This is a genomic window from Photobacterium iliopiscarium (assembly GCF_003026395.1).
Classification (GTDB): domain Bacteria; phylum Pseudomonadota; class Gammaproteobacteria; order Enterobacterales; family Vibrionaceae; genus Photobacterium; species Photobacterium iliopiscarium.
Map to the genome: position 1 here is coordinate 287,051 of NZ_PYOO01000003.1, position 17,010 is coordinate 304,060.

A 17,010-nucleotide genomic window follows, 5' to 3' on the forward strand; every position below is an offset into this window, starting at 1 on the left:
ATGCATAAGCATCCTCTTTTTTTAGATTTTGTTTTAGATCTTGTTTTATATTTTCACGAAACACATTCATACTACCGTTTCAAAATTAACACTAAAATTAGCATGATTAATATTGCTAAGAGATAATCGTCCACCCGCATCAGACATCGGTAAAATCACTAAAGGGTTATTACAAGCTTGATCACCAAGCCATTGCCCTGCTGCTATCATCGCACATTGCTCACCAACCTGTAGCTTTCCACCAAGACCTGCATCAATAAGATGTAATTGTTTCTCGGCTAAATTAAACACCCCAAATAAGCCTTTTACTGGCGTGGCATACCCTGAATATTGTAGTCCTAATTCAATTTGCGCTACTAAGTGCTGCACACTGCTTAAATAGTTACCTTGCTGACGTAAAAAATCATTAAAACAAGCTCTGATCAATAATGCCGTCGCCGTGCTGTTTTCACCGCCAGAACTAGTATCTACCATGTAGAAAGCCAATTGGCCGTCAATTAACCAGATATAATCAAAGATAACAGGAGATATGTCGGCAGCCTGTAAAGCTCGATAGCTCAATTTCCAACGCCCACAACGAGATTGAAGATCAGGCATTAACCCCATTAATAATTCACGAGCGGCTTGAGGATTCGTTTTTAGTTCAGAAATATGCCATTGTAATTCTTCTTCAACTAAACCTGCATCATCACCATCCATAAGCCAACGTTGAGAAAAGTCTTGTTGATTTTGTCTCGCGCTATCTTGCATTTTTAATACCGACACAATCGATGATTTCAGCGTCATAATATTATCAATTGGTTTAATTAAAAAATCTTTAACGCCCAACCGTAATGCTTGAGCAACATCCGTCATATTACCCGTACCTGAAATCACAATTACAGGCGTCATTGGATACTGCAATGCCACTTCTTCAACAAATTCCATTCCCGTCATTACCGGCATCGATAAATCGCATAATAATAAATCTGGAATCTCATCTTTTAAAGATCTTAGTCCAATCAGGCCATCTTCCGCTTCTCGAACAAAGCAACCTTGGCTCTTTAAAAAGCCAACTAACATAGTTCGAAACACAGGATCATCTTCTACGATAAGTACATTTTTCCCTTTAAGCAAAAGTCTCTCCTTGTTTAATGATCACGTTTATGAGTGTATAAGCTAAAATTAACAACACCAACTACGATCACCAAATTTTATAACGTGACTATATTTTAAGGATGTGTTGCCACTAAACGCAAACAAGAATTAATCACTAATAACCCTTTATATTTATAATTAAAATAGTTCACCTGTAAAATATTTGATCTATAAATGCAGACACATTCAAACTTTGACAAAATTTATAAAAAAAAACCTCTACAGACCAATAAACATAAGGCCTAACATATTTTTATTGGAAATACATAACAAAAGGGGGTGATTTTGACCCGTTTTGTTATACAATTACCCATTATCAGTTTTCACAAATGACTTTTATATGAAACTTGACGACTTAAACCTATTCCGCATGGTAGTGGAAAATGGTAGTTATACAGCTGCATCACGCAAAACACAGGTACCGGTTGCGACACTAACCCGCCGCATTCAAGCGCTTGAAGAAGGTCTTAACATTCGCCTTTTAAATCGTCATGCTCGTAAACTGTCACTAACAGAAGCTGGTCAGAAGTTCTACCAAGACTGTGCACCGTTATTACAACAGCTACTTGATACGACTGAACACATCAGTGAAGAATGTAAAGGCGCGGCTGGTAAATTGCGTATTGCAGCACCGACCAATATCACTAAGGTGATGTTACAACCGTTGCTAACTGCATTTATGCAAGAACATCCAGCAATTAGTATTCAGCTGTTTATGAGCAATGAACCCGATCAACTTGATCCAACCGATTGGGATGTTATGTTCCGTGTTGGTCCTCAACGCGATTCAACGCTTATTGCACGCCGTATTAATGAAGTAAAAGATATTCTGGTCGCAAGCCCTGATTATCTGAAGAAAAACCCAGAACCTAAGCATGCTCAGGATCTACATGAACATACGCTATTAAAAGGTAATCCGCTGTTACGCTGGCGTTTAACCAACCAAAATGGCGAGACTGTTACGATTAACGAACGCGCACGCTTTGAAGCAAGCGAACTCAATGTCATTCGTAAAGCATGTAGTGCGGGGCTTGGTATTACATTAATGCCAAATGTAATGTTAGAGAAATACATTGCAGCGGGTGATGTGGTACAAGTGCTTAAAAACTGGTCGGCTAACCCACGTGACGTATATTTGATTTATAACCACCGTGATTACCAACCAGAAAAACTGCGTCTATTTATTGATTTTGCTAGTCATTACTTTGACCTTGAAAAACATTAATTAGAATCAGTGTAAAAAACAGAGAAAAATGCCGCCAAATAATTAGGAGCGGCATTTTCATTTTTCCAATAACATCTCAATACCCCTCATTTTTAACCACAATATCTCACCTGACTTCATCAACCCATCAATCAAAATACACCCAAACAAAAAAGCGATGAGTATTAACCCATCGCTTTTATAGTCTGTTAGTCAGGATATTTACATACCTTCGTTATACAACTCAAGGTTAGCTAAATCTTGTTGTAATTCAGTCTGTAATTTTGAATCTTCATTACGTAACGCATCGAGATAATCAAGATAGTGTTGATCGACATCACCCGTCACATAATTACCATTAAATACCGACGTTTCAAACAAAGTAATATCAGGATTACCTTCAGCGACCGCGGCCACTAAATCACTTAAATCTTGAAAAATAAGACCATCAGCACCAATTAACTTACCGATTTCATCCACTTCACGCCCATGAGCAATTAACTCATTAGCACTTGGCATATCAATACCGTACACATTCGGAAAGCGAACCTCAGGAGCCGCTGACGCTAAATAGACTTTATTAGCCCCAGCATCACGTGCCATTTCGATGATCTGTTCTGAGGTAGTGCCACGCACGATAGAGTCATCCACCAGCAATACATTCTTACCTTTAAATTCAGAACGAATTGCATTTAACTTACGGCGCACAGATTGACGACGCATTTGTTGACCCGGCATGATAAACGTACGGCCAACATAACGGTTTTTCACAAACCCCTGTCGATAAGGTTTATCCAACGTACGTGCAATTTCCAGCGCGCTATCACATGAGGTTTCAGGAATAGGGATCACGACATCAATATCAATGTCAGCCCACTCACGCTTAATTTTCTCACCTAATTTGGTGCCCATCGCTAAACGCGCCCCATACACTGACACTTTATCAATAAATGAATCTGGACGGGCAAAATACACAAATTCAAACACACACGGATTAAGCTGTGGATTAAGCGCACATTGTTGCGTGTGAAGCTCACCATCAAAGGTAATATAAATCGCCTCACCGGGTGACACATCTCGCATAAAATCAAAACCAACCGCATCTAATGCCACGGATTCTGACGCAACCATGTATTCCGTTATCCCCTTGTCTTCGCGTCGACCTAAACATAATGGACGAATACCATTAGGATCACGAAACGCAATTAAACCATGGCCGATAACTAAAGCAACAACAGCATACGCACCCTTAACGATGTTATGTACGTCACTAACCGCTTTAAATACATCACTAGCACTAATGGGATAACTTTGGCTATGCGCTAATTGATTAGCAAGCACATTCAGTAGAATTTCCGAATCTGAAGTCGTATTAACATGACGCTTTGTTTTCTCAAATAAAGTTTCTCGAATATCCGCAGCATTGGTTAAATTACCATTATGCGCTAAAGAAATACCATAAGGAGAGTTGACATAAAACGGTTGTGCTTCTGAAACACTAGAGCTTCCTGCCGTTGGATAACGCACATGCCCAATACCCACATTACCTTGCAAGCGCTGCATATGTTTAGCTTCAAAGACATCACGAACTAAACCATTCGCTTTACGCAGACGGAAACGATTGCTTTCTAAGGTACAAATACCAGCTGCATCTTGGCCGCGATGCTGCAACACTGTAAGTGCATCATAGATAGACTGGTTTACCGAGGTTGATCCCACGATTCCAACAATACCACACATTCCCTTAATCCTCGTTCTGCATAAAATAACAGCTGCTGACGTTACCGTTTTAAACAATAACGTCAGCAACCGCGGTTAATCTTGCACTATTTAATGCTATGTAAAAAACTAGAGCTTTCTTTGATATATTCGAAGAACCATTCTATTACTGCACCAAATTGAGGTATTAACTCAGATTTCTTCCACCACTCTGAGCTAGATAACCCGGTAAAGGTGTCAGTAAAGAACAATACCGCAGCGACAATAAGCACACCACGAACCGCACCAAAAACAACCCCTAGAACACGATCAGTACCAGATAAACCGGTTTTTTGTACTAATTGACCGATAACATAGTTCACCACTGCGCCAACAATCAGTGTCGCAATAAACAGCACGGCAATCGCACTACCATTACGCAACATCTTGTCATTGAAGTTAGTAAAATAAACCGCCAATTCAGTATAAAAATTACTTGCGACAAAAAACGCAGTAAACCAAATAACTAATGACAGTGCTTCTTTAACAAAACCACGGACCAAACTTACCATTGCAGAGAAGCAGATCACGCCCAGTATTACATAATCAATCCAGATCATTTTTGTTATTGCTCGTTGTGTTGATGGGTATTCTAACAGAAAAAACGCTTACGCAAACGTTTACCTAAGGATTTATTGCATCAAATCGGTTCAATTTACCATTTAAGCCAGTAATTTTTTTCAATTCTGCAATTTGACCTGTTAACTTAGCTTTTGATACATCAGGACCAACAACAACCTTTACATATTGGCCTGGTTTCGCATTACGAGGGATCATTTGTGCTTGATAACCATTCAAACGCAGTTTTGCTACCAGCGCATTGGCGTTATCAAAATTACCAAACGTGCCCATTTTAATTACCCATGCCGAATGGGTTACTGGCGTTGGTTTCTTAACAACAGGTGTCGGTTTTTTCACGACTGGCGTTGGTTTTACGACCGGTTTGACAATGGGTTTAACCTCATGCTTGATATTATGTTGTGGCTTTATTTGTGGCTCAGCCGTTACATTATTATCAGCTTCAATGGTATAGGTTTCATCACCCGTTGAAACCGGTTTATCTGCGGTTGCTGTTACCGGTTCTTGAGGTAACACAACATCCGCATTTTCAGGTTCAGGAATCGTTTTTGCTTCACTTTCTCCCCCCATTTTTGGCTGTAATGGGATACTCGCAAATTCTTCTTTATAATGTTCTTTCTTGCCATCGAAAAAATCGGGTAGAAAAATTACGCCTACCGCGACTAGAATAATGGTTCCAATTAGTCGATTTTGAAATTGACTCGCCACAATGACTCCTGTTGATATCTAAAACGAGAACACTGCACAATTACAATGTGCTCTCTTCACGTTCTACAACTTTAAATGAGTGGTTATTTGACCGACAGTGTAAAACGAGCCAAACACGATTACCACATCGTCAGTGCTTGCCTGTGTTAATGCTTGGTCAAATGCTAATTCTGGGCACTCAAAACCACGGCAACCTGTCGGTAAATGCAACAAAATCTCATCCGCGACAGCGGCACGAGGTCCTTTCAATGATGCCGGATACCAATAATCAACACTATCACGCATAGCCGCGACAGTGGCTGCAATATCTTTATCGTGCAACATTGCGACCACAGCATGGACTTTATTTTTACCTTCTTGCGCTTTTATGCAAGCAAGCTGAGTCGCAAAATATTGTGCAGAATGTGGATTATGTGCCACATCCATAATAATTAACGGCGCTTCGCTTACACGTTGCATACGACCGGGTAAACGCGCATTACGCAAACCATCAACGATATTTTGATCACTAATATCAAGCTCAGCCACAGATAAAGCCATCAACGCCGTTGCCGCATTCGGTAGCGGTAATTGTGGTAAAGGTAAATCTGTCAATTCAAACGCACCCGCTTGCCAATGCCAACAATTGCCTTCGACCTGATAATCAAACTGATAGCCCACTTGATAAAGCTCTGCACCAATATCATCGGCATGCGCTGGCACTGTTGCTGGCGGATGTGGCTGACCACAAATTGCAGGCTTACCACCACGGAAGATACCCGCTTTTTCATAACCAATAACATCAATGTTATCGCCAAGCCAATCAACGTGATCAATCGCTAAACTGGTGATCACACACACATCATGATCAACAATATTAGTGGCATCTAAACGCCCGCCTAAGCCGACTTCTAATACCACCACATCAACTTGATGTTGTTTAAATAATGTCAGTGCCGCTAATGTACCAAATTCAAATAAACTTAAACTGGTTGCACCACGCGCTGCTTCTACACTCGCAAAAGCGTGGCTGTGTTCACTATCATCAAGTTCTTGGTTATTAATACGTACACGTTCGTTATAACGCACTAAATGAGGCGAGCTATATACCCCCACTTTATAACCTGCGGCTAATAAAATAGCTTCCAGCATGGCACACGTTGAGCCTTTACCATTGGTTCCCGCAACGGTGATAACACACGGTGCCGGCTTGATAAGATCCGCATTTTGCGCAACCAATCGAACCCGATCAAGTCCTAAATCTATCGCGCTAGTATGAAGTTGTTCAAGATATTGTAGCCATGTTGAAAGCGCGGCTGTCGCTTGAGGAGGAGTCAATCCTGACATTAAAATCATTCACTTGTAGTAACGAACTGAATCATTAATTTACCACTGAAAGACAAATAACTTAATCCTCAAACGTAATAAATTGCTGATTCGACCTAGAAAACAAAAATGCCACACTAATGAAAATCAATTAGGGTGGCATTTATTGACATCAATCGTTGTAATTACCGATGGTAACCCACACTCGATTAAAGATAATAGTTGTTAGTCTTCTTTTTCTGTCGCTGGTTGTGGCTCTTCAGGTTTACCATCAATAGAAACCACTAATGGTGATTCTTGATTCATCATCTTAGCCATTAAACCAGCAATGCGTTGGCGCATTTCACGGCGGTCAACAATCATATCGATCGCACCATGCTCAAGCAAAAACTCACTACGTTGGAAGCCTTCAGGTAGCTTTTCACGTACAGTTTGCTCAATAACACGTTGGCCAGCAAAACCAATCAATGCTTTTGGCTCACCAATATTAATATCACCGAGCATCGCAAGAGAGGCTGATACACCGCCCATTGTTGGGTCAGTTAATACAGAGAAGAACGGTAAACCTTTAGCAGATAAACGCTCTAACGCAGCACTGGTTTTCGCCATTTGCATAAGAGACATTAATGCTTCTTGCATACGTGCACCGCCACTGGCTGAGAAACAAACCAATGGACAGTTCTTTTCAATAGCAGAATCAACTGCGCGCACAAATTTAGCGCCAACCACTGATCCCATTGAGCCGCCCATAAAAGAGAATTCAAAGGCACAGGCAACAACAGGTAAACCAAGCAACTCGCCGTTCATTGCAATTAATGCATCTTTTTCACCCGTCGCTTTTTGAGCGGCTGATAAACGGTCTTTGTACTTCTTAGAGTCACGGAATTTAAGTTTATCCTGTGGCTCTAATTCAGCGGCAATTTCAACTTGCGTATCAGTATCAAGAAATGTTTCAAGACGACGACGTGCTTTCATACGCATGTGGTGGTCACATTTAGGGCAAACTTCAAGATTGCGCTCGAGATCTGCGTGATATAGTACCTGATCACAAGACGTACATTTCGTCCAGACACCTTCAGGGATTGATACCTTACGCGAAGATACGATGTTACTTTTCGTTAGAATCTTTTCAAGCCAGCTCATGAATGACCTTTCTTTTTTATTCTTCCGCCAATAACGACCGAAGAGACAAATTCATTAAATATTATCTACGATTAAAACATAATCTTATTAATCTGTAGATAAAAAACTGGTATTACCTTTATAAGTCACTATGACATTTTGGAATAAAAACATCAATAATCGTTAAAAACAGTCATAACATGGTGAATTATACACCGATATTCTACTTCTATTAACGAGGTAACTTACAAAAATAATGGACCAAGTGCTGAACGCGGTAAATTATACTCAGCTGGATAATCAACATCGACTAAATATAAACCGGCTGATTTTGCTGTTGGACCGGCAATGCGACGATCTTTTTGCTCCAGTACCCATTTAATCCAATCCGGTTGTTTTTCACCTTTACCAACCTTGATCAAGCTACCCGCGATATTACGTACCATATGATGCACAAACGCATTGGCTTTAATGTCGATAACAACGTAATCACCTTGACGAGTCACGGTTAAATGTTCAAGTCGACGCCACGGACTGCGCGATTGACATTGGCTAGCACGAAATGACGTGTAATCATGCTCTCCAATTAAATATTGCGCAGCTTCATGCATTTTTTCTTCGTCAAGATGACCGTGGTAATGGCTAACACCGTGCTGAAAAATAGCCGGACGTACTGAATGATTATAAATCACATAACGGTAGCGGCGCGCAGTAGCAGAAAAACGCGCATGGAAATCTTCAGTCACTTCATGTGCCCAACGTACCGCTATATCTTTTGGAAGATACGCATTAACGCCCATGGTCCATGCAGCCATTTTACGTTCAATATCAACATCGAAGTGAACTACTTGTCCAGTACCATGAACACCTGTATCGGTACGCCCTGCACAAAAAACAGCAATCGGCTGATTAGCAATGTGTGACAACGCTTTTTCTAAACGTTCTTGAACACTATCCACATCTACTTGACGCTGCCAACCACAATATTTAGCACCATCGTATTCTATACCTAACGCTATTCGCATAATCTCACTTCGACTTAATTCAACATAAACACACAGGCGATGTTATTTAAGCGCCTGTTCAAAACAGAGGGTGAAGTATAGGGGATGGCGCAACAAAGGGAAAGCAATGGCGAGTTCTCAACCCATTATCCGTCATCTACTCACTGCGTGATTGAGCCTTAAAGACGCCAATAAAAACACATTAAAACACCACAGAAAATACTGATTCTACAACGCGCGGGTAGTAGATTCCCTATCTCGTTCGTAACCTCACTGTAGGGAATGACGGGGTTGGGCTTGGCATTCACTTAACCTAATATTCACATCCCGGAAGTTGAGATACGAAACTATCTGGGATCTACTCACCGCGAGATTGAGCCTCAAAGACGCCAATGAAAACACGCTAAAACGCCACAGAAAATACTGATTCTACAACGCGCGAGTAGTAGATTCCCTATCTCGTTCGTAACCTCACTGTAGGGAATGACGGGGTTAGGCCTGGCATTCATTGTAAGATTGTAAGAAATGACATGGATTCAGGTACAAAAAAAACGACAGGCTTTCACCCATCGCTTTTTATTTCGAAACTAGGAATCGCGTTCTTACACTTCCTTGTCTCTAAAAACGCCTACTTCTTCGCTTTAAATTTATCCAGTAAGGCATTCGCTTGCGCTTTTGTATCACCCTCACCTTTTAAAACGATATCTTGGAGTAAATCAACCGCACCACCAATATCGTTCATCTCTAGATACGCTTTAGCAAGATCTAACTGACCCGCATATTCACCCGCACTATCAACATCAAATTGACGGATATTGGCGAACATATCGGGGAAATCCTTTAAGCCTACATCAAGGTTTAACGGTTTTTCATCGGGATCTTCTTGGTGATAATTCGGATCATCTGCTAGCAACTCATCAATACTGATATAGTTCGGTAATGTTGACGTCGCCGCTTTAATATCAGCGGAGGCAATATTCGGTTGTTTTGACCAATCTTCACGCTCAAGTTCAGGCTCTGCAACCATGCTTTGCCAAACAGCAGCTTCATCTTCAGCTAAGACATCTTCGTTATCAGCAATAGCGCTATCAACCGTTGTCGCTAATAACTGATCACGTTCATCATTATTAAGTCCACGCGGCGGTGTAATATCACTGATATCTGCGTCATCAAACAACAACGCATCCATGTCTAAGCCCGCAGAATCAACCCGATCTTGTTTAGCTTCAGGTGATTGATCAACCTCAGCAGCATCATCTGCGCCTGCTTGTGATTTAAAGCCTCGCTCAAGTGCATATTGCTCTAACTCATGCTGTTCTTCAAATGATGCAAATAAAGCCTCATTTTCGTCAAACTCAGGTAGCGTACTAACATCAATATTATCAAACGCATATTCAAGATGGCGCGCAGTATCAAATGGAGAATAATCAGTCTCGGCATTAGCACTGTTAGTCTCTATCGATGCTTGTTGACGTTGTTCTGCCGCTTGAGCCGCTTGCTGTAATTGACGCGTTACATTATCGATGGCAATTTGCTCATCAATCTCGGTGCGCTCATCCATCTGTTCTAATGGCGATGCTTGCGGATCATCAAAGGCTGAGTTTTCATCAAATTCAGGTAAATCATCAAGGCTTAATGGTGTGTTATGCACCGCATCAGCTGCGGGCAAGTCTGCCATTTCATCATCATAGTGATCAAACGCGGCTTGTTCATCAAACTCAGGCAAATCATCAAGACTAAAGGTTGAAAGAGCAGGATCTGCCGCTAACAGTTCATCCAATAAATCAGTGCTATTTTCGTCAAGTTTAATGTCAGCTGTTACGGCTTGCTTGTCATTTTCATCAGCCAATAATTCATCTAATAAATCCGTACTGTTTTCTGCGACGTCAATATCACTCTCAAGCGATTTATCTTCATCATCAGCGACTAAATCATCTAACAGCGCGGTGCTACCTTCCGCAAATAATGATTCATTATCGTCAGTATTGGTTTGAATTGAAGTAATGTCAGGTAAGTCATTATTAAACTGGGTAAATAACGCATCCAATTCATCTTGAGAAACAACGGTTGTGCCCGCTAGTTCAGCATCCGTCGTTACCTCTGACTGAGGCGTCTCTTGAGTTGATGCTTGCGCTTGTTGCAGAATCTCATCTAATAATGCTTGATCAGATAATTGAGTCTCTGCATCACTCTCATCTTCGGTGGCTAATGTTGTAAAAACCGTCGCTTGATCGTATTCAGATAAATCAAAATTTGTCGTATCTTCTTCGCTCAGGGATTTTTCCCATAACGCAGCTAACGCTTCATCTGCACTCGGCTCTGGTTTTGCATCAAATTCATCTAATGCACGTTCCATGTCTTCAAGACCGATAGCATTATCGTTTGAGACAGAAATAGTGCTGAGGCTATTATCAAAGACACTATCATCAACATCAGTGTCAGCAATAAGCGCTTGCTGTTGAAGATGTTCATCCTCTAGCGTTATAACACTATCAGAACCATCAGCAGGGATCGTTGTTACAGTGTCGTCTTTATTAACGGCTTGATTCGATTCTATATCCGCAAACAAATCATCATCAGCAAATAAGTCATCAAGATCGTCATCATGATCAGAACCTGTTAAGTCAATCGGTGGTGCAACAGCATTATCACTGATCGGTGCAGGTAACGATGGCTGCTCAGATTCGTCTTTCTTACGACGGAAAAACAATAACGCTAACAATGCAGCAATCAAGCCACCAGGAATAATACCTGCCGCAGCCAATGCCCACGGATTACTGGTTAATCGTGCAAGCCATGTTTCAGGTGTAGGTTCGACAACAGCAACTTGTTTTTGCTGTTCTAGAAATGACACCATTTGCTGACGAATACTGTCGCTTTCTGTTACTTGATCTTTCAACGCTGCCATATCTTGCTGCATAGCCGATAATCGTAACCGTAATGCATGGTTACTTTCGACTAGCGCATTCATTTTAACGTCTGCAACATCAACCTGTGGTGACTCAGGTTTCGCAGGAATAGCCGAGTTATTAACTTCATCAGCTTCACCCATTACAACATCTGTCAAAACCGCCTCTTTTACAGCGACGGCGGCTGTCGATGCAACTTCTGGATCAACATCGGTTTCAGGCGTTGTTTTAGGTTCTGTCTTCGCTGGGGTTAACGATGGCTTAGGCGATAACTTAATCACTCGTGGGGTTTTAGCCGCAGTAGCTTGCTGCTTGGCTAATTGCTCTTCAGCTACACGTCTTTTTTCTAATTCCGTCGCATAAGGCGCACGTAATTGATCCGCCGCTAATTTACGACTAACAGAACTAATACGTTGTTGCTGAATTTGATCCATTGTCGGCAGCTTTAGATAACTACCCGGTAGCAATGAGTGAATATTATTATTTTCAAAAGCATCGCGGTTAAGATTATAAATAGCACCAATAACTTTAAAAATAGAGACGTTTTTATTGGGTAAATGGCGTGATGCAATGCCCCATAACGTTTCATTCTCATACGTTGGGCCATAATTACGCGCCATTGACGACGATGTTGAAAACTGTTTTGTCGGTATGTTTAATTGGCTCGTGGTAGCTTCTCGATTAAGCGTTGCGTACGAGCTATCTTCATTTTCGGGACCGACGATACGTATCGTATTTGCATTCACTACCGGAAGGTAAGACGAAATAGTAATAAAAGCTACCGGTAGTACCATTCGTTTAAGTATTTTTGGGATGTTAGACACTGCCTACATTCCTCTTTGGCAGAGATAAAATTGCTCGAAATCGTCGCAGGGCAACAAATTCGAAAGAATAGTTTCTGATGATAACGACCTAATAATAACGACCACTATCAATAAAGCTTGAATCGCTATATTTAATCATAATAAGCGCCATATTATGTCAAGTTATCAGCAAAAGAAAAGCGAGCAGCTAACGAAATAAAAAAGCGACAGGCTTGCACCCATCGCTTTGTTATTTTGTTAGCAAGTTTATTCGTGTTATCAATGTTGATACACAGTAATAACGCGATCTAACTCTTGCTTTTAATACTGTTAATTACAAATAGTCTGCAATCAATTTTTCTGCAATCTGAATACTATTCGTTGCCGCGCCTTTACGGACGTTATCAGCCACAATCCACATGTTAAGTCCACATGGGTGACTAATATCTTCACGAATACGGCCAATCATTACATGATCTTTGCCGACGGCATCTGTTACTTGAGTTGGGTATTCATTATTAGGGAATACTTCAATACCGTCAGTATTTTCAAGTAAGTTAATCACATCTTCTAATACAATCGGTTGATGTGTTTCAACATGTACCGCTTCGCCATGACCAAAGAATGATGACACACGCACACAAGTTGGGTTCACACGAATACTTGAATCACCCAAAATCTTTTGCGTTTCCCACACCATTTTCATTTCTTCTTTGGTGTAGCCGTTATCCATAAACTCATCAATCTGTGGAATACAGTTAAATGCAATTTGCTTATCGTAAGCTTTGGTTTCAATTGGCAAACCATTAAGCAGTTTTGCTGTTTGCCCTGCTAGTTCATCAATACCTTTACGACCTGATCCAGAAACAGACTGGTAAGTCGCAACGTTAATACGATCAATACCGTAAGCATCTTGAATTGGCTTCAGCGCAACTAACATTTGAATTGTTGAACAGTTAGGGTTAGCAATAATGTTACGGTTACGATAATCCGCAATCGCTTCAGGGTTCACTTCTGGAATCACTAACGGTACATCATATTCGTAACGGAATTCAGAGGTATTATCGATAACAACTACGCCTTGCTCTGCGGCAATCGGCGCCCAATGGCGTGATGCTTCCGCACCTGCTGAGAACAAAGCAATTTGCACTTGGCTCCAGTCGAAATCTTCTACATCACGAACGCGCTTTGATTTACCTTTAAAACGTAACGCTTTACCTGCGCTACGATCACTTGCCAGCAAGTAAAGATTGCGAACAGGAAAATTACGTGCTTCTAGCACTTCGACCATAGCTTCGCCTACTGCGCCTGTTGCGCCGAGTATTGCGATATCATATTCCTGACTCATTGAGTGACCTCTACTACTGTAAAACCTAATTTAGCCAGCGACTCTACCGCAAACTCGACCTTTGCCGCTACTGTAATCGCACTATATTCACGTCGATCCCAGTAATTTTTACGCATTAGATCAAAAGCAGTGGCCATTTTGCTGTTATCGTCACCAGCCGCTAACATTTCACGACGAAAAATACCGTCGTCTTTACGAACATCATAAACTAATTGAATCAAGCTAAATAACGTTGCTTCGTCCCATTGTCGGCTTAATTGTACCTGTGGTACAGGCGCAATCGGTAATAAATCACTCGCTAACGCATGATGCTCATTACCTAAAAACTGACAAAAACGGTTAAACACCATTGTAGTGCCACGCGCTTTACCTTCAAGCCCGTATCCTGCTACATGGGGAGTCGCAAACGCTAATAACAGTAATAATTGCAAATCGACTACCGGCTCTTGTTCAAATACATCTAATACAGCAGTTAATGTTTTACCACGGCCATCAACTGACGCTTGTAATGCGTGTTTTAGCGCCTGATTATCAACCACTGGCCCACGAGCAGCATTGATTAAAATTGCATTGGGCTGCATTGCCGCTAGAAAGTTAGCATCCACTAAATGATGAGTTGGATAATCGCCATCACGTGTTATCGGAGTATGAGTGGTGATCACATCACACTCTGCCAATAAACGCTCAAGTGAATCAAACTGACGCTTATCACCTTGTGCTTGCTTGAGCGGATCGTTTAATAAATAACGAATACCAAGCGCATCCAAACATTTGGCTAAATACGTTCCTACGTTACCCGCACCGATAATGCCGATAGTGCGATCAAATATAGAAAAATCCTGTTGCTGGCCTAATACCATCAAGCTACTTAATACATATTCTGCCACACCGACTTTGTTACAGCCGGGTGCTGCGGTAAACGTAATACCCTTTGCGGCTAATAAATCCTGATCGACATGATCTTGACCCGCAGTTGCCGTACCTACAAATTTAAGTTTATCGGCTTTAGCAATCAGATCAGCATTCACTTTGGTTACAGAACGGATCATTAAAGCATCAATGCCCACTAAATCATCAGCGGTTAATGTACGTCCAGGTTTAGCAATAACGTCACCTAACTGGCTAAATAATTGCTGAGCATACGGCATGTTTTCATCGATAAGAATTTTCATATACGTCCTGTAGAGAGAATAAAAGAGAAAGGATCGCGCGGAAATTATTATATAGGAGAGAGGGGCGAGGGAAAAGCAGGGACGAGGGGCGAGAATCGCGATCGTTAGGGCGGGCCCAATATCCGTCATCTCGGAAGTTGAGGAACGAAGCTATCCGTGATCTACTCACCGCATGCTTGAGCCTCAAAGACGGCAGTGAAAACACACTAATAATCCACAGAAAACACCAACTCTACAACGCGCGGACAATAGATTCCCTATCGCCCTCGTGGGCATTCACTGTAGGGAATGACGGGAGTTGGTTTAGGCACAAAAAAAGCGACAGGCTTTCACCTATCGCTTCTTATTAACGCTGTTATTCTCAACAAACAAAATCTCGTGACTCGAAACTTTGCTCCTCGAAAACTAATTCTTACGCTTCGTATTTCTTAATAACTAGCGTTGCGTTTGTGCCACCGAAACCAAAGCTGTTAGACATAACAGTCTTAAGTTCAACATCGCGCTTCTCAGTCACGATATCAAGGCCTTTAGCTGCTTCATCTAGGTTATCAATGTTGATACTTGGTGCAACAAAACCATGCTCAAGCATTAGCGTTGAGTAGATAGCTTCGTGAACACCAGCCGCACCTAGTGCGTGACCTGTCATTGCTTTTGTTGCAGAGATTGCAGGGCTATGACCACTAAATAGCTCTTGGATAGCACCAAGTTCTTTTAGATCGCCAACAGGTGTTGATGTACCGTGAGTGTTGATGTAGTCAACAGGACCATCAAGATCTTTCATTGCCATCTTCATACAACGTACAGCGCCTTCACCTGATGGTGCTACCATGTCGTAGCCGTCAGATGTTGCGCCATAACCTACGATTTCACCGTAAATTTTTGCGCCACGTGCCAATGCGTGCTCAAGTTCTTCAACAACAACCATGCCGCCGCCACCAGAGATAACAAAACCGTCACGGTCTGCATCGTAAGTACGTGATGCTTTTGATGGATCATCGTTGAACTTAGTAGACAACGCACCCATTGCATCAAACATCATGGTTAGTGACCAATCAAGCTCTTCACCGCCACCAGCAAACACAACATCTTGCTTGCCAAGTTGAATAAGTTCAACTGCGTGACCGATACAGTGTGCAGATGTCGCACAAGCAGAACTCATGGTGTAGTTAACACCGCGAATTTTAAAAGGTGTTGCTAAACAAGCAGAAACTGTTGAAGACATAGTACGCGGTACCATGTAAGGACCTACGCGCTTAACGCCTTTCTCACGTAGAATGTCTACTGCATGGTATTGGTTATATGATGATGCACCACCAGAACCTGCAACTAAACCTGTACGCTCATTAGATACTTGATCTTCAGCTAGGCCAGAGTCAGCAACCGCTTGCTCCATAGAAAGGAAAGCAAACGCAGCAGCATCACCCATGAAACGCATTTTTTTACGATCAATGTGTTCTGAAGGAATGATTTTTAGATCACCCCAAACATTTGAACGCAATTTCATTTCAGCGAATTGCTCAGAGTAATTAATACCTGATTTGCCTGTTTTTAGGGACTCTAATACTTCAGCAACGTTGTTACCGATACTAGATACAATACCCATGCCTGTAATTACGGCTCGTTTCATGATGAATTCCTACTGATATTAATGGAAATACCTACTCATTTTACAAAACAACGCGTGTTCTATATTAATGACTAGAATACGTCCCAAACGGCTTTAAAATCTGCGCTCACATTCCCGCTTCGTTAGCTATAGCGAACGAAAACACGCGATATTAAAGATGTTTGGGCCGATAGCACCTAATTTAACCATCATCTAAAAAAAAACAAAAAAGTTAATGATTATTTAGTATGAGAACTATAACGGCTTTGCTCCTGAAAAGTGGTCAGCTTTCCTGTATTTCAGGTACAATCTAATCAAAATTGCCCTTCAATCGCATTTAGAACCCATAATTGAT

General features: G+C 41.5%; 12 protein-coding genes. 1 reads left to right on the plus strand and 11 read right to left on the minus strand.

From position 1 onward, the window contains the following. Nucleotides 1-66 precede the first annotated feature (66 nt). A complete protein-coding gene (locus C9J51_RS07090; protein ID WP_045035701.1) occupies nucleotides 67-1,116 on the minus strand; it encodes a response regulator in 1,050 nt (349 codons plus the stop codon). Nucleotides 1,117-1,477: 361 nt separating this feature from the next. On the opposite strand from C9J51_RS07090, the gene C9J51_RS07095 reads away from it, so the two are divergent. Further along, nucleotides 1,478-2,362, plus strand: a complete 885-nt coding sequence (locus tag C9J51_RS07095; RefSeq protein ID WP_045035700.1) for a LysR family transcriptional regulator — start codon at nucleotides 1,478-1,480, stop codon at nucleotides 2,360-2,362. 201 nt (nucleotides 2,363-2,563) lie between these two features. Here the strand turns inward: C9J51_RS07095 and purF are convergent, their stop codons facing one another. From purF to fabB, 10 genes are all read right to left on the minus strand, one after another. Beyond that, nucleotides 2,564-4,081 (minus strand): amidophosphoribosyltransferase, encoded by a 1,518-nt coding sequence (gene purF / locus C9J51_RS07100; protein ID WP_045039916.1) that lies wholly within the window; start codon nucleotides 4,079-4,081, stop codon nucleotides 2,564-2,566. 86 nt (nucleotides 4,082-4,167) lie between these two features. After that, nucleotides 4,168-4,659: a colicin V production protein gene (gene cvpA / locus C9J51_RS07105; RefSeq protein ID WP_045035698.1), complete on the minus strand. Its 492-nt coding sequence runs from the start codon at nucleotides 4,657-4,659 to the stop codon at nucleotides 4,168-4,170. 64 nt (nucleotides 4,660-4,723) lie between these two features. After that, nucleotides 4,724-5,386, minus strand: a complete 663-nt coding sequence (gene dedD, locus C9J51_RS07110; protein ID WP_045039917.1) for a cell division protein DedD — start codon at nucleotides 5,384-5,386, stop codon at nucleotides 4,724-4,726. A 63-nt stretch (nucleotides 5,387-5,449) separates the two neighbouring features. Then, complete coding sequence (gene folC / locus C9J51_RS07115; protein ID WP_045039918.1) at nucleotides 5,450-6,712, minus strand: bifunctional tetrahydrofolate synthase/dihydrofolate synthase; 1,263 nt, start codon at nucleotides 6,710-6,712, stop codon at nucleotides 5,450-5,452. A 204-nt stretch (nucleotides 6,713-6,916) separates the two neighbouring features. Beyond that, nucleotides 6,917-7,834: an acetyl-CoA carboxylase, carboxyltransferase subunit beta gene (accD, locus tag C9J51_RS07120; RefSeq protein WP_045039919.1), complete on the minus strand. Its 918-nt coding sequence runs from the start codon at nucleotides 7,832-7,834 to the stop codon at nucleotides 6,917-6,919. Nucleotides 7,835-8,058: 224 nt separating this feature from the next. After that, on the minus strand, nucleotides 8,059-8,838 hold the full coding sequence (gene truA / locus C9J51_RS07125; RefSeq protein WP_045035694.1) for a tRNA pseudouridine(38-40) synthase TruA: 780 nt from the start codon (nucleotides 8,836-8,838) through the stop codon (nucleotides 8,059-8,061). 607 nt (nucleotides 8,839-9,445) lie between these two features. Beyond that, nucleotides 9,446-12,550 carry a FimV/HubP family polar landmark protein gene (locus C9J51_RS07130; protein ID WP_107274929.1) on the minus strand — a complete coding sequence of 1,035 codons (3,105 nt, stop codon included), beginning with the start codon at nucleotides 12,548-12,550 and terminating at the stop codon, nucleotides 9,446-9,448. A gap of 313 nt (nucleotides 12,551-12,863) precedes the next feature. Beyond that, the gene (locus tag C9J51_RS07135; protein WP_045035692.1) at nucleotides 12,864-13,877 is read right to left on the minus strand and encodes an aspartate-semialdehyde dehydrogenase; all 1,014 of its coding nucleotides are present in this window, start codon (nucleotides 13,875-13,877) and stop codon (nucleotides 12,864-12,866) included. Continuing rightward, nucleotides 13,874-15,049, minus strand: coding sequence for a 4-phosphoerythronate dehydrogenase (locus tag C9J51_RS07140; protein WP_045039922.1), 1,176 nt, complete (start codon nucleotides 15,047-15,049; stop codon nucleotides 13,874-13,876). The genes C9J51_RS07135 and C9J51_RS07140 overlap by 4 nt, the downstream gene beginning before the upstream one ends. A gap of 412 nt (nucleotides 15,050-15,461) precedes the next feature. Beyond that, nucleotides 15,462-16,676 (minus strand): beta-ketoacyl-ACP synthase I, encoded by a 1,215-nt coding sequence (fabB, locus tag C9J51_RS07145; RefSeq protein WP_045035690.1) that lies wholly within the window; start codon nucleotides 16,674-16,676, stop codon nucleotides 15,462-15,464. Nucleotides 16,677-17,010 lie beyond the last annotated feature (334 nt).

Bases quoted from the DNA above. Each gene is read 5' to 3' on its own strand.
- C9J51_RS07095 (WP_045035700.1), top strand. From the start codon at position 1,478: ATGAAACTTGACGACTTAAACCTATTCCGCATGGTAGTGGAAAATGGT.
- purF (WP_045039916.1), bottom strand. From the start codon at position 4,081: ATGTGTGGTATTGTTGGAATCGTGGGATCAACCTCGGTAAACCAGTCT.
- cvpA (WP_045035698.1), bottom strand. From the start codon at position 4,659: ATGATCTGGATTGATTATGTAATACTGGGCGTGATCTGCTTCTCTGCA.
- folC (WP_045039918.1), bottom strand. From the start codon at position 6,712: ATGTCAGGATTGACTCCTCCTCAAGCGACAGCCGCGCTTTCAACATGG.
- accD (WP_045039919.1), bottom strand. From the start codon at position 7,834: ATGAGCTGGCTTGAAAAGATTCTAACGAAAAGTAACATCGTATCTTCG.
- truA (WP_045035694.1), bottom strand. From the start codon at position 8,838: ATGCGAATAGCGTTAGGTATAGAATACGATGGTGCTAAATATTGTGGT.
- C9J51_RS07135 (WP_045035692.1), bottom strand. From the start codon at position 13,877: ATGAGTCAGGAATATGATATCGCAATACTCGGCGCAACAGGCGCAGTA.
- C9J51_RS07140 (WP_045039922.1), bottom strand. From the start codon at position 15,049: ATGAAAATTCTTATCGATGAAAACATGCCGTATGCTCAGCAATTATTT.
- fabB (WP_045035690.1), bottom strand. From the start codon at position 16,676: ATGAAACGAGCCGTAATTACAGGCATGGGTATTGTATCTAGTATCGGT.